The organism is Desulfatitalea tepidiphila (assembly GCF_001293685.1).
Lineage (GTDB): Bacteria > Desulfobacterota > Desulfobacteria > Desulfobacterales > Desulfosarcinaceae > Desulfatitalea > Desulfatitalea tepidiphila.
The window spans coordinates 2,522,673-2,542,135 of record NZ_BCAG01000003.1 but is presented as its reverse complement, the minus strand read 5'-3'; the positions used below and the strand labels follow the sequence as shown (position 1 = coordinate 2,542,135).

Below are 19,463 nucleotides of genomic sequence, written 5' to 3'. Positions count from 1 at the left end.
TGTCCTAACATAGGAGAAGAATAGATAGGCGGGTTTTCGGCCCGGCCTATGGCTTGTTTTTTGTACCCACAACATAAGGGGATGATATCATGGGATTATTTGATTTTGTAAAAGAGATCGGAAACAAATTGTTTAACCGTGACGCGGAAGCCGCTGAAAAAATCAAGCAACACATCGAGGCGGCGAACCCCGGGATTTCAGGTTTGACGGTGGAGTTCAATGATGGCGTCGTCGCCCTTTCAGGTCAAGCGGCCAGTGCGGAAGCCATGGAAAAGGCCGTACTGCTGGCAGGCAATGTGAAAGGGGTGTCGGATGTCAAGGTCGACGGACTGCAAGCCCCGCCGGCCAAGGAAAAGGTGGAGTACTACATCATTAAAAAGGGAGATACCTTGTCTGCCATTGCCAAGCAATTTTACGGGAAGGCCAATGACTATCCCAAGATTTTTGAGGCCAATCGGGAAGTGATCAAGGATGCGAACCTCATTTATCCGGGTCAAAAAATTCGCATTCCTTTAGGCTGAAGCTTTATCTCAAAAATTGAGAGGGGGATAAAAAATGGGAATCGGCGACCTCTTAGGAGCGTTGATGCAATCCGGAATGGCGCCTTCGTCCCATCAGCGGCTGAAGAACGCCATGGGCGGCGGCGGTGGGCTTCTTGATAGCCTGGGCGGCATGCTTGGCGGAAAAGCCGGCGGAGGCGGAGGACTCGGGGATCTCCTTTCCGGCGCAATAGGCGGTGGTGGTGGCGGCGGTGGCGGGTTGGGCGGTATGCTTGGAGATGTATTGAACCAGGCTGGGAAAGCTGCGGGCGGTAAAAACAACTTGGCCCTCGGTGGTCTGGGCGCCCTGGCCGGCGCCTTGCTCGGCGGCGGCGGGAAATCCATGAAGGGCGCCTTAGGAGGAGGCGTGATGGCGCTCTTGGGTGCCATGGCATTTAAGGCCCTCAAAGGCAGTGGCCAAGGCGGGGAACGAGTTCCCCTGGGACTTCTCGAACCTCAAACCGAGTCCGACCGGCGTGAGTTGGAAACCCAATCGGAGTTGGTGTTGAAGGCGATGATCAACGCCGCCAAGGCGGACGGCCGGATCGATGAGGATGAGATTCAGCGGATCGTGGGAAAGTTGCAGGAAGCAGGCGCGGGGGCGGAGGAACAACGCTACGTATTGACGCAAATGCAAAAACCCATGGAAACAGATGAACTGATCCTGGCGGGCAGGCGTCGGCCGGAACTGGCGGTTGAAATTTTCGCCGCATCGCTCATGGCGATCGAGGTGGATACGCCGGCCGAGAGGGCCTACATGGCGGAGCTTGCATCCGGTTTGGGCTTGGCCCCGGATGTGATCAAAAAAGTAGAGCAAATGGTGGGGCTGTAAAACGATTGAATTCTGTTTAACAAAGGACGGGTAGATTGATGCGGAAAACGATAATTCTTTTAGTGTGTCTGTGTGCCCTTGGTCTTTGGGAACATGCCTATGCCGAAGAGCAAAACAAGGCAGAAGAAAATCCCTTTTCAAACGAGACCAGTATATCGTTGGTCAATACCACCGGTAACACGGACACGCTGAGTCTGGCCGGTAAAAATGAAATGAAATACAAGTTCAGTGACAAGTGGGCGGCATCATGGATAATCGGGGCAATATACAATGAGGCCGACGACGAAACGGAGACCGAAAGATATTTCACGACGCTCAGGGGAGACTATTCCATCACGGATCGGTGGTATGCCTATGGGCTTGGAAGCTGGCTTCGCGATACCTATGCCGGATTTGACCACCGCATCGGCATTGGCCCTGGGCTGGGATACAGGTTTTTAATCGGTCCGACCTTTTTTATGCACGTCGAGGGCGGCTTGAACTACAGCTATGAGGATTACACGGCTTCCGATGTGGATTCTGAAGAGTTTGCCGAGGGGCGTTTATTCGCTCAATTCGATTGGCAATTTGCCGAAAAGACCAAATTTTCACAAGGCGTCGAGTACCTGCAGAATCTGGAGGATGGCAACGCCTGGAAATTGAACTCCGAAACGGCCTTAATCACGTCGCTGACAGATATTCTGGCGTTGAAAATTTCTTATTCGGTTTTTTATAACCACGACCCGCAACCCACTGATTTGAGCAAAACCGACACCATTTTTGCGACATCGGTGGTTGTTGCCTTTTAACTTTATTGCGCAAAGGAGAAATTGATGGAATGGTCCAGTATTCTTGAGAGAGTGTATGGGCTCCTAACCGTTTACGGCATCAAAGTAATCGGCGCCATCGCCATATTCATCGTCGGGCGATGGGTGGCCAAGGCCGTTACCCGGTTCATGGAACGGCTGATGATAAAAAGAAAGGTGGATGGCACCCTGGTATCTTTTGTCAGCCATTTGTCCTATGTCGCACTGCTCGCTTTCATCATCATCGCAGCCCTCAACCAGTTGGGAATCCAGACCGCCTCTTTTATCGCCGTATTGGGTGCCGCCGGTCTTGCCATCGGTTTGGCCTTACAGGGATCTCTATCCAATTTCGCGGCCGGCGTATTGATGATTATTTTCAGACCATTCCGGGTCGGAGACTACATCGAAGGCGCGGGTACGGCCGGGACTGTGGAGGCGATTCAGATTTTTACCACGCAGCTTAAAAGTCCGGACAACAAAACCATCATCATTCCCAATTCAAAAATTTCCGGCGACAATATCGTGAACTACTCTACCAAGGGAACACGACGATTGGACCTGGTATTCGGCATCGGATATTCGGATGACATCGACAAGGCCCGCCAACTCATCATGGATCTCGTTCTTCAGGATCAACGGATTTTCAAAGATCCCGCGCCGCAAGTGGTGGTATCCGAGTTGGCGGACAGCAGCGTGAATCTGACGTTTCGCGGATGGTCATCCCTTGACGATTACTGGGGCGTTTACTTCGACATGATCGAAACGGTGAAGAAAACGTTCGATGCCAATGATATCACCATTCCGTTCCCCCAACGGGACGTTCATGTGTATGAGCACAGCGAAGATTGATGAACCCTTAAAAAGTCGCAGAAGCGTCAGACCGGACTTGATCCGGCATCCAGAACCTATTGAAAATACTGGATCCCGGCGTTCGCCGGGATGACGGGAAAAGCGAATTTCGGACCTTTTACGAATCCATCAAGACTAATTCGGTGGTTTATTGAAATCCAGAGATTTCGGCTTTAGTCGGTAGGATGGCGCAGCCGAATTCCGAATTTTTAACAATCCATCAAAACATAGACGAAAGGGAGGAGAGATGATGAAACGCTTCATTGGGATGTCCCTTATAACTATCGGGGTTGGCCTTGCCATGCTTTTAGGTTGCGGAGAGAAAGCCGACCAGGCCACCCAGGACATGAAGAAGGGTGTGAAAGAAGTCACAGAGGCAGCCAAGCAAATGGGATCAGCGGCCAAGGAGAATGTCGAATCCGCAGCAGTCGCGACCAAAGAGAGTGTAGAGTCCGCGGCCGCAGCCGCAAAAGAGAAAATGGACGCTTACCTGGGCGACATGAAGGGACAACTGGATACCTTGGATCAGCAGTACGAGGACCTCAGCGGAAAGGTCGGCGTTCTGGGTGACGCGGCCAAAGAGAAATTTCAGGATCAATTGGCGGCCTTTTCTGAAAAGAAAGAAGCTGCTGCGGCTAAAATGGAGGAGATGAAGGGGCTCAGTGGGGATGCTTGGGAAAGTGCCAAGCAAGAGCTGGATCAAATGATGACCGATTTGGCCCAATCCTATGAAAATATCAAAAAGGGATTCATCGGCGGCTGATGGATTGGGCGTGTCGATGTCGACTTTGAGATGGCTCGATCGGCCGACCGATCGGATCGATTCGTCGGCGATTGAATAGGGTGTATGTATTTAAATTGAAGGCGCAAAAGAAAGGAGCGGTTTATGCAGAAAAGAGGATGGGGATGGATGGTGTTGGCAATGGTGCTGGCGGTGGCCGTGGCGGGATGTGCGACCCAGGCGTTGTCGCCGCCGCCGCAATTTACCCCGGAGCCGATTCAAAAGGGGATGTGGACGCAGAAGGTGGAGCACCTGGCGTTTGTGCTGGATGGATCGTCGTCCATGCTGGAAGGGTACAACGGGGTGGAGAAATTCGCTCTGGCGCGCAGCGTGGTGGCCAATTTCAATCAGGGCATGCCGGACTTGAAGGTCCAGACGCTGGTGCGGTCCTTTGGTCACGATCCCGGTGTGTCGCCGGCCTCTACCATGGCGCTGTTCGGACCGGCCGATTATTCACGTGACGGGGTGGCTTCCGGTCTGAAGCGGGCGGCCAAGGCGGGCGGCCCGAGTCCCATGTACAAGGCCCTGCAGCAGGTGGGCGCCGATTTCAAGGGAGCTGAGGGCGATGTGGCGCTGGTGGTGGTGAGCGACGGCGAAGAGATGGGCGATGCGCCCCTGGCCGTGGCCAACGGATTGAAGGCGCAGTTCAAGGATCGGCTGTGCATCTACACGGTGCTGGTGGGCAACGATCCGGCCGGTGCGGCGCTGATGGGCAAGCTGGCTGCGGTGAGCGGCTGCGGCCGTGCGATCAAGGCGGGCGATGTGGCCACCGGCGGCCAGATGGCCGGTTTTGTGAAAGAGGTGTTGCTGGGCGAGGTCAAGGACAGCGACGGGGACGGGGTGCCGGATGCGAGCGACCGCTGCCCGGGAACGCCGCGCAACGTGGCTGTGGACAGCCAGGGGTGTCCGAAGGATACCGATGGCGACGGGGTGTACGACTACCTGGATCGCTGCCCGAACACGGGTGCGGGTGTGAAGGTCGATCAGTACGGTTGTCCGGTGCCCACGGCGACCAAGAGCGCGATCGTGACGGCGGCCGGGACCTGGATTTTCAAGGGGATCCAGTTCGATAACAACAGCGCGGTGCTCAAGGCCTCGTCCTACGGGGTGCTCGATGAGATCGTGCAGGGGATGAAGGATCAGCCCAGCCTGAATGTGGAGATCCAGGGCCACACGGACATTTCAGGTGCGCATGCCTACAACATGAGCCTGTCCCAGCGTCGTGCCGATGCGGTCAAGGCGTATCTGATCTCCAAGGGGATTTCCGCCGAGCGCATGACGACCAGGGGCTACGGTCCCGACCGGCCGGTTGCGACCAATGCCACGGCCGCGGGCCGCGCCGAAAACCGGCGGGTGGAGTTCAAACCGGTGTACTAACCGATCGGCCTTGATTGAAACATGACGACAAGCGTGTGATGACAGGTGGGGTGGATCCTCCTTCGCCCCACCTCCTTCAAAGACCCACACTAGTAGCCCTTTGGCGGTTCAGAAAGAGCGGGTTCAATCTGGGTAGAAGAACCACGATGAGGAGGTCAAGATTTTTTATCTGGCAACCGCTTTAGTTATTTGGCTCACCGGTTTTGCAGGGGGCGGATGATTGAAACGATGGGTCGGGAAATGGCGTCCAATTCAGCCAAGGTGCAACTATGTCTTTTTCTCGATCGGAAGATAGCGTGAGAAATATATCGAGGGGCCAATTGGTATGGTTTCAGAAAATGTGCAGGTGACCGGGCCGCACCACTTTCAGATGACCGCGTGGATCAGCTGTGCACCTTTCGAGCGACTGCTCAGCATGGAGATCGTAGAGGCCGCCAGCGGCCGTGCGTTGCTGCGGATGCCCTTTTTGATCAACTATGCCCAGGGCGCAGGCCTGATGCACGGGGGGGCCTTGGTGAGCCTTGCGGACACCGCGGTGGTGATGGCCATAAAGAGCCTCATCGCCCCGGAGTCCCACTTTGCGACCATTGAGATGGATGCCAAATTTTTGCTGCCCGTGAAACAGGGGGTTGTGACTGCAAAGGCGACTGTCACCCGTGGTGAGGGCCGCTTGTTCAACGGGGATGCGACGGTTTATGACGAAGAGGGCCGGGCCGTCATGACGTTTCGCTCGACTTTTAAAATTGCCCGCGATACCATAATCCAGGCCGTGGTTTTTGGGAAAGGTGGGCCGCGGATGGGCACGCCAACCCGGTGAGGGCCTGACTCAACTCCAAAAAGGTCATCGACTCTGCTTTTCAAGCTGTTCTACAGTCCGACTTGAGCTCCCTTGCTGCGATCGACCGGAACACTTCTGAACATCCTTCACATGGGTTCTGTGTGGGCCCTTTATTCTTTGTCCCCCCTGAACATAAATTCTTTTGATAACAAGGAGGTAGGTGATGTATTTTAAACAGGTGACCGTGACCGGGTTGGGTTGCAACTCATATGTCATCGGCTGTCCGGGGGCGAGGCAGTGCGTGGTCGTCGATCCCAAGCGGGATGTGCAGGAATATATGGATATATCCAGGGACGAGGGGATGAAAATTACCCACATCATCGAAACTCATGTCCATGCCGACCACGTCAGCGGAAACCAGGAGCTCAAATCGAGGACTGGTGCGGATATTTATTACAGCGAGTATGCGTCGGTGACGTTTGACCACAAACAGCTGAAAGAAGGTGATGTGATCGAATTCGGCATGGTCAAACTCGAGATTCTGTATACCCCCGGCCACACCCCCAACTCCATATCCGTTCTCGTTACCGACAAGGCCCGAGGCGATTTGCCCTGGATGATCCTTACCGGCGATCTTCTATTTGTCGGTGCCATCGGCCGGCCGGACCTGGCCGGGGCGGAGATTCTCGAAGAGCAGGTGAAAAACCTGTACGATTCCCTTTATGTCAAGCTGGGCCGCCTGCCGGATTATCTGGAGGTTTTCCCGGCCCATGGCCAGGGCTCGCTGTGCGGTAAGGGATTGAGCGCCAAAGCGAGCAGCACGCTGGGGTACGAACGCCTGACGCAGCCCGTGCTGCAGCTTGCGGGATTCGATGCGTTCCACGATCGGATTGCCGGGGCGTTTCCCGTTCGCCCGAAGAGTTTTACCCATATCATCAATACCAATATCAAGGGCGCGCCCCTGCTGGAGCGCTGTCCGCTGGAACAGACGCTTAACCCCGATCAATTCGACCGCCTTCGCATGCAGGGAGCGACGGTGATCGATACCCGAGATACGGCCTCGTTTGGGGGATTTCATATCCCCGGAGCCATCAATATCGGATTTGAAAAGCAGATGGCCAACTGGATCGGCATGGTGGTCGATCCCTCCGACGATCTTCTGCTGGTGGTCGATGACCGAGAGCGGTACGACCAGATGACCACCGAACTTCACCGGATCGGTTATGACAATATTTTCGGTTACCTATCAGGCGGTATGTCGGCCTGGATTTCCCATGGCATGCCCATCGACAGCCTGTCGCCCATCTCCGCCCAGGGCCTCAAGCATCAGTTGGACGAACAGGTGTATTGTCACCTCGTGGATGTGCGAACCCCGGAGGAACGTGCGCAGGGGTTTATCGCAGACTCGACGCATGTGCCCATGACCCATATTCTCGACGGCAGCCTCGATCTGCCGAAAGAGGACGAAGTGGTGTTGGTTTGCGGCACAGGTTATCGGGCCAATATCGTGGCCAGTCGGCTCAAACAGGATGGCTTCGTTCATGTCCACAGCCTGGCCGGAGGATTGACCGCCTGGCAGCATGCCGGCTACAGTGTGGCGGCTGGATAGCGTCTGGCCGAATGCCGAAGCCTGTGCCTCTCACGCGGTTCGGCAAATTCGCTTTAAAGCCAGATGCACGCAATCCTTCATGTTTGAATCCTTTTTATGGAAAGGAGGTAAGCATCGATGAGCCAACACCTTATCGTGGTCGTCAATCGGGAGCTGGCACGCTTTTTTACGCTCGAGCCGGTCGAGTTTCCTGAGTTGGAATCCGGGCCTAGAATCAAGACTTTGGCCCAACTCGAAAACCACGAGCTCAAAGAGAGCAGGGAAATTTTTACAGACTCGAAGACCGGCCGCGGTGCAGCCCCCCAAGGAGGCGGCGTCCATGGGTATGACGACAAGCGGGAGCAGCACCTCGATGAATTCAGACGACGTTTTGCCGCCAAGGTCTTCGATCATATTCAGAAAGTTGCCAAGGCCGAACATTCTCGAACGATTATTTTGACGGCATCTGCACGCATGCGCCGGTTCTTGTACCCCGAGATCGATACGCTTGAACAGAAAGGCTTCCGGATCCACAAGCTTTCAAAGAACATGATCAACTTCTCCCCGGAAAAAATACATGCATACCTGGCTGAATGCGACGTGATTCCGGCCAAATCCTTGAAGTGACCGTTCAATGAAGGAGGAATCGTCTCAACGGTTCAACAGCAATTGGGCCAGGTGTTCGCTCAGGAACATGATCGATTCGATGTCCAGATGTTCGGTGATCGTTTCATCAAAGGATAGTTTGACTTCGGCTCCGAATCCCGAACGCTTGTCGCCATCCCAGAAGAGCAGCATCACCGGCACCCGGGGCAGGGGTTGAAAGCGAAACGCCAGGTCGACCGATTCGGTTTCGGCCGTCACATCGACCCCGCCGACAGATCGTGCCGCAGCGGCCAACTTCTCCTTTTGTCCGGCAAAGCGTTCCCGCAAAGGCTCTTCTACGTGGGAGTGCATTGATTTGATCTTGGAAACGGTGTTGGGGATCTCTTGAAGGGATTTCCACCGTCCGGTGGGCCGTCGGGACCCGCCCTGGGCCATGTGGTTGAGGATGAAGACCTGCTCCCATCGGCCCAGTTCACCGCCATCGGCCGTTCGGATACCTTCCCGGCCGATATGGATCACTCCCCGGAAATAGGGCAGCACCAGTATCGGTCGATCATCGACTTCGGTCAACTCGCCGCCAATGCGCGCAGGAAGGTCTGCTAAATTCATCGAAGCGGCGCGTTCTCTGGCCCAGGCGAGGGCATCGGCGGACAGATCGCGCTGGGTCCATTTGCCGGCGGCATGCTGGGCATCGAGCTCAGGCTGGTATCGTGCCACGGCCTCCGCCGATAAATGAGGACATCCCTTTAGGGGGAGCTTTTTGGAGACGACCATACTGGCAAACGCCATACACGTCGGGTAACCACACTCACCGCAGTTGGTGCGTGGCAGAACCCGGGCGTAGAGATCTACTACCGATAACGCCATCACAACCCTCCAGGCCAGGGGCGATTGTTTGAATCAGGGGCCGATCCGTGACTGCTCGAATCTCTTCTGATAGGCCCGCACCATCTGTACCGCATCCTCTTCGTCCAGGTCAAACCAGTGCTCATAAGCCTCGGCCACGGCAAAAGACCACCCGCCGCGGACGTTGGCACAGAAGAGTTCGTCGACTTCCCGCGCCACTTTCGGCAACCGTTCGGCGCTGCCGGTGGGCACGGCGACGACCAGCTTCTCAGGATACATGCGGCGCACGGCCGCCACCGCCACCAGAAGGGTAAAACCGGAAGCCAACCCGTCGTCCACGAGAATGGCGTTTCGACCCCCAAGGTGGGGCATGGGGATGCTTTCTCGGAACTTCAGCACCCGGCGCGCCACTTTCTGCCGGGTCTTTTCCAACCCTTCGGATTTCTGCATTTCGGACAGTTGCAGAACAGGCAGTAATTCTTCGTTGATACGCACCGTTCCGTCGAATGCCACAGCCCCATAGCCCGCCTCGCTATTCCAGGGCAGCGTGATCTTGCTGACTACCGCCACCTCCAGGGGCAAGTGCAGTCGTTCGGCCAAGACGGCACCGACCGGTACGCCCCCCGATGGTATGGCCAGGACCATTGTGTCGGTTTCCCGGTAGGCGTCGAGCATACCTGCCAATACCCGGCCGGCATGTTCGCGACCGGTAAACACGCGCACCTTGTCGCGAAGATTCTGAATTTCGAAAATTTTACCACGATGAAGGATGTTCATTCAAATCTCGTAGGGCCGGGTTTTCTGCCGCCCGTAAAATCAGTTCAACCTGATAATGATGAACCCGAAAAAAGTCGCAGAAGCGTCATGCTTTTGGGCCGCTTCCTATGTTCAAATGTTTCGCCGCGAAACGGGGTAAGCCGCTTTTTACGAATCCATCGATAATATTAACTATAAATCATTATCCCCGATAGAAAAATGGGTATTAACGCCCATTGACATTCTGATTGTCAAAAATAAGAATCTAATCAAATAAATAGGGTGGGCTCGCATATGTCGGATAATGCGTGTGCATCGTTCCGTTCGCACCCTGGTGCGGGCGACCGGTGCGGTCCAATCCGATAGGTGTGAGATTCCGTCAAATCCAAACGAGGAGGTGCCCAAATGAAGGATTTAAAAGCATCGGACGTGATGGTAAGACCGGTGGTCGCCGCCAAAAAGAATGCCCAGGCCAGGGATGTGGCGCTTCAACTCCTGGACGGGCTATACAGCGGCATGCCCGTTACCGACGATAATGATGCCGTGATCGGGGTCGTTTCAGAATTGGATATTCTGGACGCCGTTTTGAAAGAGAAGCAACTGGAGAAAATCACTGCCGGAGAGATCATGACCCCAAATCCGGTCACGGCGGACGTGGCGACTCCCCTGGCCGACATCGTGAAACTCATGAAGAAAAAAAATATCATCCGGCTCCCCATCACGGCCGAGGGGAAGCTGGTGGGCGTCGTCGCCAGGTGCGACATCCTCAAGACGCTCATCGAACCTGAATTCGTCACCTATATGTAGAGGATGGATTTTTCTGAGAATAGGGCCCATCTCATCGGACCGAATTTTTTTGTCGCTTGAATATTTCCCGAATATCAGTAAGATCGACCCATACTCAATATGACGCAGCGCAGGGCCGTCCACGCCAAGGACGGCCCGCGTTATCAAGGGTTTCCCTGCGACTGGCCGAAGGGGCGGTGCGGGGCCGGAAGGAAAAGCGATCATGCCTGTGCGTGAGGATAAACCGCCCGTGAAGTTGACGCCCGGGATGCTTCCCGGCGACAACGACCGGTTCAATCATCAGGTCGAGTTCCTCCTCGAAATCGATCGGTTGAAGCACACCCTGCGCCAGACCCTCCTGCTCGATCGCAGCCGGCAGGAAAACGCCGTGGAGCATTCGTGGCACATCGCGGTTTCGGCCATGCTGTTTGCCGAGCATGCTGCAGACGAGGATATCGATCTATGCCGCACGATTCGCATGCTGCTGCTTCATGATATCGTGGAAATCGATGCCGGGGACACTTACTGCTATGACGATCAGGCCAGGGGTGATCAGCATGATCGTGAGCGCCGCGCCGCCGACCGGCTGTTCGGCATGCTGCCCGACCCGCAGGGCGAGGAATTCCGTATGCTCTGGGATGAGTTCGAGGCGGCGGACACAGCCGAGGCGCAGTATGCGCATGCCATGGATCGTTTCCAGGCTTTTTTGCACAATTACGCCACCGAGGGGCAGATGTGGCGCGCGCACGGCATTCGCAAGGCTCAGGTCCTGGCACGAATGCAGCGTGTGGAGCGGGGGGCGCCCTTCATCTGGCACTATGTTCAGCGCCTCATCGATGATGCCGTCCAAAGGGGATACCTGTTGCCCTGAAAGGGCCAATTCCCCGTTTTTACAAGAACCTGGTAAACCAACGTTATGATGGAAACCGCTGTGCGGCGAGACCCCTTGATCCTGACACGCAACCTCACGCGGATTTACACCGTGGGTGGCTGCTCGGTCGCAGGCATCAATGGGGTTGACCTGGTTATCGCCCCCGCCGAGCTGGTGGTCCTGAAAGGCAACAGCGGATCGGGCAAGAGCACGCTGCTGTCGCTTTTGGCAGGACTCGACCGTCCGACTTCGGGCGATTTGCTGGTCGCCGGCCACGATCTCGGCAACCGTCGGGCCACCGACCTGACCGATTTTCGCCGCAACGTGGTGGGGATGGTCTTCCAGTCCTTCAACCTGCTGCCCACCTTGAACGTTCTGGAAAATGTGCTGTTGCCCGCATTGCTCGCCGCCCGGCCGGCCGAACCCGCGCGGCGCAAGGCTGAGGAGTTGCTCGATTGGCTGGGATTGAAGTCCCGCCGCGATCATTTTCCGGCGCAGCTCTCCGGTGGCGAGATGCAACGCACGGCCATCGCCCGCGCGCTGATCAACGACCCGGAGCTGATCCTGGCCGACGAGCCCACCGGCAACCTCGACAGCCGCAACGGCCGCATGGTGATGGATCTTCTGGCCGAACTCAACCGCAGATCCGGCTGCACGGTGCTCATCGCCACGCACAGCGATCTGGCCGACGCGCTGGCCACGCGGAGGATCTTTTTGAGCGACGGTGCCCTTCGGGAAGACGCATGCGAAGCCTGAACTTCTTCGTACGGGTATTCGTCTGGTTCAGCGTACGCAACCTGAGCCGGCATCCCGGCCGGGCGCTGATCGTGGTTTTGGGGATTGCGCTGGGCGCCGCTGTATTCACCAGTGTGCGGATTTCCGTGCATGCTTCGCTCGACGCGTTCAACCGCAGCATGGCGCAAGTGGCCGGCGCCGCCGAAAAGGTGGTGGTGCAACCCGGGGGATATGTCCCCGAGACGGTGATTCCCATTCTGGCACGCCATGCCGCAGTGTCCCGTTTTTCGCCTGTGCTGACCACCTATGTCCGACCGGCCCGGAGCCCGGTGGACGTTTTTCTCCTGATCGGCATCGATCCGATCCTCGACCGAGACTTCCGACAATGGCAACTGGATCAAGGGAACGGCGCGCGCGGGGAGATTCCCTGGGCCGACCTCATCGCCGAGCCGTATACCCTCATATTGAGCCAACCCCTGGCAGCTGAATTGGGGGTGGCTGCCGGCGGCCGGGTCGAACTGGACCACAATCGGGGCACCTGTACCTTTCGCGTGCTGGCGACCCTGAACCCGGAAGGCCTGGCGCTGGTGGAAGGCGGACGGGTGGCCATCACGGACATCGCCACCTACCAGGAGTTCACCGGTCTGCTGGGCGGCGTGGATCGAATCGATCTGATCTTCCGACCCGGCACCACCGCTCAGGAGATCGACCATCTCGCTTCGGCGCTGCCCGAGAGCCTGGCCATGAACCCGCCATCGGCGGCACGGGACAGCGGCAACGCCATGATCCGGGCCTATCAGTTGAATCTGTCGGTCCTGAGCTTCATTTCGCTGTTCGTCGGTATGTTTCTGGTCTACAGCCTGGTTGCCCTCAATGCGGCCGCGAGACGGCGGGAACTGGCGGTGATGCGCTCTTTGGGGGCTTCGCCCGGCATGCTCTTCCGTCTCTTTCTGGCCGAAGGGGCCCTGCTCGGCCTGGCAGGCTGGCTCGTGGCCATCCCGCTCAGCGGCCTGATGGTCAACTATCTCGTGAGCGTGGTCAGTCGGACGATTTCCACCCTCTTCGTGCGGGTCCAGCCCGAGTCCCTGGCCCTCAGTGCCTGGGAAGTGCTCTTCAGTTTCGGGACGACGCTTTTCGTGTCTGTCATGGCGGCCTACCAGCCGGCCCGAGCGGCTATGGGGATCGCCCCCAAGGAGGCCATGGAGATTGGTCAGCTCATGCCCCAGGGACGGTATACGGCCCGGCGCCTCGTCCTGCCGGCCATGGGCTGTATCGCAGCCTGTGCCCCCCTGTCGCTCATGCGCGGGATAGCGGGAATTCCCATTCCCGGCTACCTGGCGATCCTGCTGCTGTTCGCGGGGTTTTCGCTGCTTGCCCCGTGGATGTTGAAGGGTTTGGGCCGGCTGCTTGCGCCCGGATTGCGCCGCGTGGCCGGCATTGCGGCCTACCTGGCCGGGTGCTACCTCCGGTCGAGCGGGACGCGAATTTCGGTTTCGGTGGGCGCTCTCATTACGGCCGTGGCCCTCTTTACTTCCCTGGTGATCATGATCCACAGCTTTCGCCGCACGGTCGAGCTTTGGGTGGCGCAGACGGTGAGCGGAGATCTGTTCGTCACCACCAAGATGGGGGAGATCAACCGGTATCGCTTTCCGATTTCCGAAGAGATCATCGCCGGCCTGCAGCGACTGGCCCCGGAGGCGGATTTCGTCGAGAGCCGCCGCTACCAGTTGCGCTACGAGGGATTCCCTTACGAATTAGAGGTGCTCGGCATGCGGACCTTCCTGCGTCACGGTGGCTTCGTCTGGTTGAAGGGCGATCCCGAAACGATCCTTCCTCGGCTCGAAAGGGGCGATGGCGTGCTCGTTTCGGAAGTGTTTTCCAATCGGACGGGGCTGACCGTCGGGGACCGCCTCCATGCCCAAATCGAAAATTCCCGCGTGGTGCTGCCGGTCCTGGGCGTGGTGCGCGACTACCGGACCGACGGCGGGATCGTTTTCTACTCCTGGCACCGGTTCAGGGAACTATTCCACGACCCCGGGTGGAGCGGCGTGCGATTCTATTTTCAAAACCGCGGTCCGGATCTGGACGACCGGGTGGTGCGGCTGCGCAACGAGATCACCCGGCGATACGGCGAGCGCCTCGACATGGTGAGCGGCAAAGCATTGCGGCAGTCGATCCTCGAGATTTTCGACGAAACGTTTGCCGTAACGACCATTCTGCTGTTCATCGCCCTCGTCGTGGCCGCCCTCGGCATTACCACCACGCTTTCGATCCTGGTGCTGGAACGAACGCGACAGCTCAACACGATTGCCGCCGTGGGGGGAAGCGAGGCGCAGATCCGCGGCATCATCTTGTGGGAGGCCGCCTACCTGGTGACCGTCGGGGAAATCGCCGGCCTGGCCTGCGGGTTCGTCCTCTCCTACCTGCTGGTATACGTGATCAACCGGCAGTCGTTCGGCTGGACCTTTCTGTACACCGTCGATTGGGGGGCTCTGGCCTACTCGCTGCCCCTGATCGGGTTGACCGCTCTCGGAGCGGCGATTCCGGCCGTACGGTCGGTCTTGCGCCAGCCGCCGGCGACCCTGCTGAGGGAACGATGATACTGTCAGATGAGAAAATGGGTCCTCTGGCCCGGATGCTCGCCGCCGCCCTCGTTTTGTGGTTGTCGATGGGGGTGACGCGCGTCTGCGGTGCAGACAACACGGCGGGGTATCTCCAGGTCACCGGTCCCTGCGGATTGACCTTCCCGCGTGATCACGCCCCTCACCCGGGATTCCGCACCGAATGGTGGTACTATACGGGCAACCTGCTCACCGGCACCGGTCGACCGATCGGATTCCAGCTCACCTTCTTCCGCCACCAATTGGCCCCCCCTGGCACCCGAGCCGATTGGCCGCATCCGCATGCCGCCTGGCGTGCCGATCAGCTTTACCTGGCCCATGCGGCGGTATCGGACATCTCCGGCAAGCGGCATCTACAGGCCGGCAAGGCCTCCCGAGAGGCGCTCGGCATGGCCGGCTGGGAAGCGGAGGGCAGCGACCTGAGGATTTTCTTGAACGATTGGCAGGCCGTCCTGGGGCCCGATGGACACCGCCTTGAAGCCTCGTGCGAGGCGTTCTCCTTTCGGCTCGCGCTCACGCCCATGAAGGCGCCGGTGCGGCACGGTATCGACGGCTACAGCCGAAAGGGGGCCACGCCCGAGCGCGCCAGTTGCTACTATTCCCTGACCCGTCTCGAGACGACCGGCACCGTGACCATCGCCGGTGAACCGCCGGTTGCCGTGGATGGGCTGAGTTGGATGGACCATGAGTTCAGTACCTCGCCCCTGGCGCCCGGTACCATCGGTTGGGACTGGTTCAGCCTTCAGTTGTCCGATGGCAGCGATGTGATGATCTTTCTGCTGCGACGCGAGGACGGCAGCATCGACCCAGCCTCCGGCGGGACCTTCGTCGACGCGCTCGGCGCGCCGCAGCCGATCGAATTCGGAGGTTTCGAGGTGGAGGTGCGCGACACTTGGCGCAGCCGGCGTTCCGGGGCACGCTACCCTTCCAGTTGGCGGGTGAAGATCCCGTCCGCCAGGATCGATGTGGCCGTCACCGCAAATCTGCCGGACCAGGAGATGCATCTGGACGACCTGACCGGTATTGCTTACTGGGAGGGCAGTGTTTCGGTGGCCGGGCGCAAAGCGGGCAGTCCGGTCGAAGGCCGTGGCTACGTGGAGCTGACCGGTTATGCCGCCACCTTCGAAGCCCTGAAGTGATCCTGCCGAGGACCGCTAACCGGCCCCGGCGATGCGCCGCGATTCCATCTCGGAAACCTTCTGGTTGTAAAAGGAGATCACTTCGCGACGGTTGAGCATGCCCAGCAGAATGCCGTGATCATCGCTTTTGACCACCGGCAGGCTGTCGATGTTGCGGACGGTGAATTTTTTCATCACGCTATTCAAGTCCTCTTCCGGCGTCGTCACGATGATGTCCGAGGTGCCCACATCTTTCATCACCACCAGGTACTGGATGTCCGGCGAGAACAGGACCTCCCGGATATCATTGATCGAAAAGATGCCCACCAGACGTTGGTTGTCATCCACGACCGGGAAGTAGTGCTGCCGGGTTTGGGCAAAGGTGCGCTTGAAATCCTGGAACGTCATGTTTTGAGGAATCAGGGTCACCATTTTCACCATGGGCAGGAGGTCGCCGACCCGGATCGACTGAAGGATATCCACAAAAAATTCTCCGGCGTGGGCCGGCGAATCGAGTTTGTTTTTCACCTGTCGGCTATAGATGGTCCAGCGGCGTGAGACCAGATAGGCCACTGAGCAGACCAGCAGGCTGGGCAGCAACAGATGATAGGAGTTGGTCATCTCGCTGACGAAGATGATGGTGGAGATGGGGGTGTTGGAAACGGCCGTGAAAAAGCCGGCCATGCCTACCACGACAAAGGCCCCGGGCTGGGTGACCACACCCGGCATCCACATGTGAAAGAGCTTGCCTACCGCACCCCCCATGGCCCCGCCTATGACGACAGATGGTCCGAAAACGCCGCCGCTGCCGCCGGACCCGATGGAAAAAGATGTGGTCAGAATTTTGCCCAGGGCCAGGGACAGCAGAAACGGCACCGTCAGTTCGTTGTGGATGGCCTGCTGGGCGAATCCGTAACCAAAGGCCAGGGTGTGGGGCAGGAAGAAACCGATGATGCCGGTCAACAGACCTCCGATGGCCGGTTTGAGATGGTTGGGGATTTTTTTGAAGATCCGGAAGATGCGGATGGTCCCATAAAAAGACTTGATGTACAAGATGCCGGTTCCGGCCAGGACCAGGGCGAGCACCACGTAAGGACCGAGTTCCAGCGGATTTTGAAATTTGAACGGCGGCGAGTCGAAGAGCGACCCCCAGCCGAAGACCAGGCAGAAGAGGCAGTAAGCCACCACCGAGGTGATGCCCGCCGGGATGATGACATCCGATTCGAATTCTGGATCGCGGTATAGTACTTCGGCCGCGAAAAGGGCGCCGGCCAGCGGCGCTCGGAAGATGCTGCCCACCCCGGCGCCGATGCCGGCGGCCAGCATGATGCGCCGCTCGCGGTCGGAGAGCTTCAGGGTGGTGGCGAGAAAGGCGCCGAAACCGGCCCCGATTTGGGCGATGGGGCCTTCCCTGCCTCCCGAACCGCCGGTGGTCAGGGTGATCGCCGAGGCGATCATCTTGATGAGGGGGATCCGGCCCCTGATATAGCCGCCCTTATTGTGGTAAGCCTCGATGGCGGCGTCCGTGCCGTGTCCCTCCGCTTCCGGGGCAAAGGTATAGACCAGCCAACCGCTCAGGAGGCCGCCGAATGCGGGCAGAAACAACAGCACCCACCGGTTGAAGGGTACCGACGTCGGGGTCAGCAGGTGGTGTTCGCCGGCCGGCGCGGGAGGACGGTATCCGGCGAGCAAATCGAGGAAGTAGTGAATGCCCAGCTGGCACAGGTAATGAAAGACGATGGACCCCAGGCCGGCGATGAGGCCGATGGCGATGAAATAGAAAGACCAGGTGGTCGCCCGGGCGAGGTTCAGGGTTTTGAGCCTGCCCCCGATGGTTCGGCGGATGTCACCTCTGGCTGGTGTCTGTGGCATGGCCTGTCGTATGTTGAGGTCAGCAGCTGATTTGGGCTCCGTTATCTCTAATTCACCCATCCTTCGCCCGATTGTCAAGGACTCGATCCGCTATTCTAAGTGAATGCCATTTATTAGACCCGGCGTGGGTGGAGCAGGTGACCGATGCCACACGCCAAGCGGTCAAGTGCCGGTAACATGCACGGCGGGCGGCCCAGAAACTCGCTGCGCTCAAACAGTCTGGGCCGCATATCCGCCGTTTGCATTTAACCGGTACTATTGACCGCAGGCTCACGTGGCCCTGGCCACCTGCCCCACCCACGCCTGCCATGGTCGTTTCCATCTGAATTTTTTTATCAAAAAAACATTTGGAAAACATGCTCTTCAGGGTGAATCACATTCAGTTGGAACTGCTGGGACTCGATGAATCCACCGGTTTTTGGCCGGATCGACCGGAAATGGCCAGGAAAGCAAATGCCGAACCTGCAATCATCGCCAGGAAAGCCACCAGCCAGCCCCTGCCCTCGGTGATGCCGCCGCCCATATCCAGACCCCATCCGACGACCACCGGTCCGACCCCGCCGCCTAAAAATCCGACGATGGAGTGTACCGCCAGGGTGGCGCCCTGCTCTCCGGGCCGTGCGGCGGCGACGGCACCGGTGGTCAAGGCTCCGGAATCCGCGGTAATGAGAAAATTGTAGGCGAAAAGCGCCGTCACCGCCGAAACGAAGGAGAGATTACCCATCAGGCCGGCCACGACCCCGAAGATGCAGGCGAAAAGGCAGATCCATCGAATCAGCCGCACCCGTCCCCGCTGGGAAGCCACTTCAGCGCCGATGATGCTGGCAGGAACACCGATGAGCACGATGGCCATCGACCAGCGGGATGGGGCCGTTCCGGCAAGACCGCTTTGGGCGTGTTGCCATGCGAACAGAAGGTAGGCGGGCAGCCAGGATCTGAGGGCGAACAGCTCCCAGCAATGGCCGCCATAGGCCAGGATATAGGCGAGCGCGTCACGGTTCCGGAAGACCGGTCGAAGGTCGAGCGGATGCCGTCGCGGCCCCGGGGCAGGGGATTCGATGTTGGACGGGATGCCGGCCGTGCCGATCGCCACCAGCAAAATGGCCAGGGCGGAACTCAGCCCACTGACGGCGAAGACCCAGCGCCAGTGGAGAATCTGGGCCAGCCAACCGCTGAAGAGAAAGGAGAGGCTGACGCCGATCCCGAAACTCGCCGTATAGTAGGGTACGGCCCGCAGACGCGCCGGCCCTGTCAGACGCTCGGTGATGATGCGCAGCCCCGGCATATAGGTGCCGGCCAGCGACGCTCCGGCCACGGCGCGAAACAGCATGGCGCTGGCCTGGCCGTCGGCCAGCAGGGAAAAACCCACCCCGCCGGCCATACCCAGCAGCGAAGCCAGAAAGTAAATGCGCCGCGCATCGACGCGGTCGGTCAGTCCCACCAGGAGTGGAACGGCCGCGACATAGCCGGCAAAATAGGCGCCGCTGATCCAACCGGCCTGGGCCGAGTCGAGTTGCCAGATGCGGGTAAAGTCGACGAGGGTGACGGCAAAGGTCGAAAAAGCGGTCATGCTGAAAATTTCGGCCAGAATCACCCCGCCCATGAGCCGGCCTATGCGCATGCTGTTTGGACTCACAGGCATGTCCCATCCGAAAATTTGAGTTTCATCGCCCCATTTCTTTCCATATTTTGTTGTGAAGACGCTCCTGCCGCTGTATTCTGA

Annotated in this window: 18 protein-coding genes; 14 read left to right on the top strand and 4 right to left on the bottom strand. The window is 58.4% G+C overall.

Annotated features, from left to right (window positions below; all coding sequences use genetic code 11):
- The first annotated feature begins 89 nt into the window (after positions 1-89).
- The 9 genes from lysM to DFT_RS15825 all read left to right on the top strand — a co-directional run bounded on the left by lysM (position 90) and on the right by DFT_RS15825 (position 8,156).
- Positions 90-521, top strand: a complete 432-nt coding sequence (gene lysM, locus DFT_RS15865) for a peptidoglycan-binding protein LysM (RefSeq protein ID WP_054032121.1) — start codon at positions 90-92, stop codon at positions 519-521.
- A gap of 34 nt (positions 522-555) precedes the next feature.
- Positions 556-1,371 (top strand): tellurite resistance TerB family protein, encoded by an 816-nt coding sequence (locus DFT_RS27010; protein ID WP_054032120.1) that lies wholly within the window; start codon positions 556-558, stop codon positions 1,369-1,371.
- Positions 1,372-1,409: 38 nt separating this feature from the next.
- Positions 1,410-2,159: a DUF481 domain-containing protein gene (locus tag DFT_RS15855; protein ID WP_054032119.1), complete on the top strand. Its 750-nt coding sequence runs from the start codon at positions 1,410-1,412 to the stop codon at positions 2,157-2,159.
- Positions 2,160-2,183: 24 nt separating this feature from the next.
- On the top strand, positions 2,184-3,005 hold the full coding sequence (locus DFT_RS15850) for a mechanosensitive ion channel domain-containing protein (protein WP_054032118.1): 822 nt from the start codon (positions 2,184-2,186) through the stop codon (positions 3,003-3,005).
- Positions 3,006-3,255: 250 nt separating this feature from the next.
- Positions 3,256-3,768, top strand: coding sequence for a sll1863 family stress response protein (locus tag DFT_RS15845; protein ID WP_152972022.1), 513 nt, complete (start codon positions 3,256-3,258; stop codon positions 3,766-3,768).
- A gap of 123 nt (positions 3,769-3,891) precedes the next feature.
- Positions 3,892-5,163, top strand: coding sequence for an OmpA family protein (locus DFT_RS15840; RefSeq protein WP_054032116.1), 1,272 nt, complete (start codon positions 3,892-3,894; stop codon positions 5,161-5,163).
- A gap of 325 nt (positions 5,164-5,488) precedes the next feature.
- A complete protein-coding gene (locus DFT_RS15835) occupies positions 5,489-5,980 on the top strand; it encodes a PaaI family thioesterase (RefSeq protein ID WP_054032115.1) in 492 nt (163 codons plus the stop codon).
- 184 nt (positions 5,981-6,164) lie between these two features.
- A complete protein-coding gene (locus tag DFT_RS15830) occupies positions 6,165-7,550 on the top strand; it encodes an MBL fold metallo-hydrolase (protein ID WP_054032114.1) in 1,386 nt (461 codons plus the stop codon).
- 117 nt (positions 7,551-7,667) lie between these two features.
- Positions 7,668-8,156, top strand: a complete 489-nt coding sequence (locus DFT_RS15825) for a host attachment protein (RefSeq protein WP_054032113.1) — start codon at positions 7,668-7,670, stop codon at positions 8,154-8,156.
- 24 nt (positions 8,157-8,180) lie between these two features.
- Here DFT_RS15825 and DFT_RS15820 read toward each other — a convergent pair whose 3' ends face one another.
- The gene (locus tag DFT_RS15820; protein ID WP_054032112.1) at positions 8,181-9,002 is read right to left on the bottom strand and encodes a DUF3786 domain-containing protein; all 822 of its coding nucleotides are present in this window, start codon (positions 9,000-9,002) and stop codon (positions 8,181-8,183) included.
- 33 nt (positions 9,003-9,035) lie between these two features.
- On the bottom strand, positions 9,036-9,758 hold the full coding sequence (locus DFT_RS15815) for a phosphoribosyltransferase (RefSeq protein WP_076750590.1): 723 nt from the start codon (positions 9,756-9,758) through the stop codon (positions 9,036-9,038).
- A gap of 384 nt (positions 9,759-10,142) precedes the next feature.
- Here DFT_RS15815 and DFT_RS15810 point away from each other — a divergent pair, with 384 nt between their 5' ends.
- From DFT_RS15810 to DFT_RS15790, 5 genes are all read left to right on the top strand, one after another.
- Complete coding sequence (locus DFT_RS15810) at positions 10,143-10,544, top strand: CBS domain-containing protein (protein WP_054032111.1); 402 nt, start codon at positions 10,143-10,145, stop codon at positions 10,542-10,544.
- Positions 10,545-10,746: 202 nt separating this feature from the next.
- Positions 10,747-11,394, top strand: coding sequence for an HD domain-containing protein (locus DFT_RS15805; protein ID WP_200907066.1), 648 nt, complete (start codon positions 10,747-10,749; stop codon positions 11,392-11,394).
- Between the two features lie 75 nt (positions 11,395-11,469).
- Entirely contained in the window at positions 11,470-12,150 is a 681-nt protein-coding gene (locus DFT_RS15800; protein ID WP_235506244.1) for an ABC transporter ATP-binding protein, read from the top strand.
- Positions 12,138-14,729 (top strand): FtsX-like permease family protein, encoded by a 2,592-nt coding sequence (locus tag DFT_RS15795; RefSeq protein WP_054032109.1) that lies wholly within the window; start codon positions 12,138-12,140, stop codon positions 14,727-14,729. The genes DFT_RS15800 and DFT_RS15795 overlap by 13 nt, the downstream gene beginning before the upstream one ends.
- Positions 14,726-15,889 (top strand): lipocalin-like domain-containing protein, encoded by a 1,164-nt coding sequence (locus DFT_RS15790; protein WP_152972021.1) that lies wholly within the window; start codon positions 14,726-14,728, stop codon positions 15,887-15,889. Before DFT_RS15795 ends, DFT_RS15790 begins: the two co-directional genes overlap by 4 nt.
- Before the next feature lie 15 nt (positions 15,890-15,904).
- Here DFT_RS15790 and DFT_RS15785 read toward each other — a convergent pair whose 3' ends face one another.
- Complete coding sequence (locus DFT_RS15785) at positions 15,905-17,740, bottom strand: chloride channel protein (RefSeq protein WP_083453597.1); 1,836 nt, start codon at positions 17,738-17,740, stop codon at positions 15,905-15,907.
- 379 nt (positions 17,741-18,119) lie between these two features.
- Positions 18,120-19,382 carry an MFS transporter gene (locus tag DFT_RS15780; protein ID WP_083453543.1) on the bottom strand — a complete coding sequence of 421 codons (1,263 nt, stop codon included), beginning with the start codon at positions 19,380-19,382 and terminating at the stop codon, positions 18,120-18,122.
- Positions 19,383-19,463 lie beyond the last annotated feature (81 nt).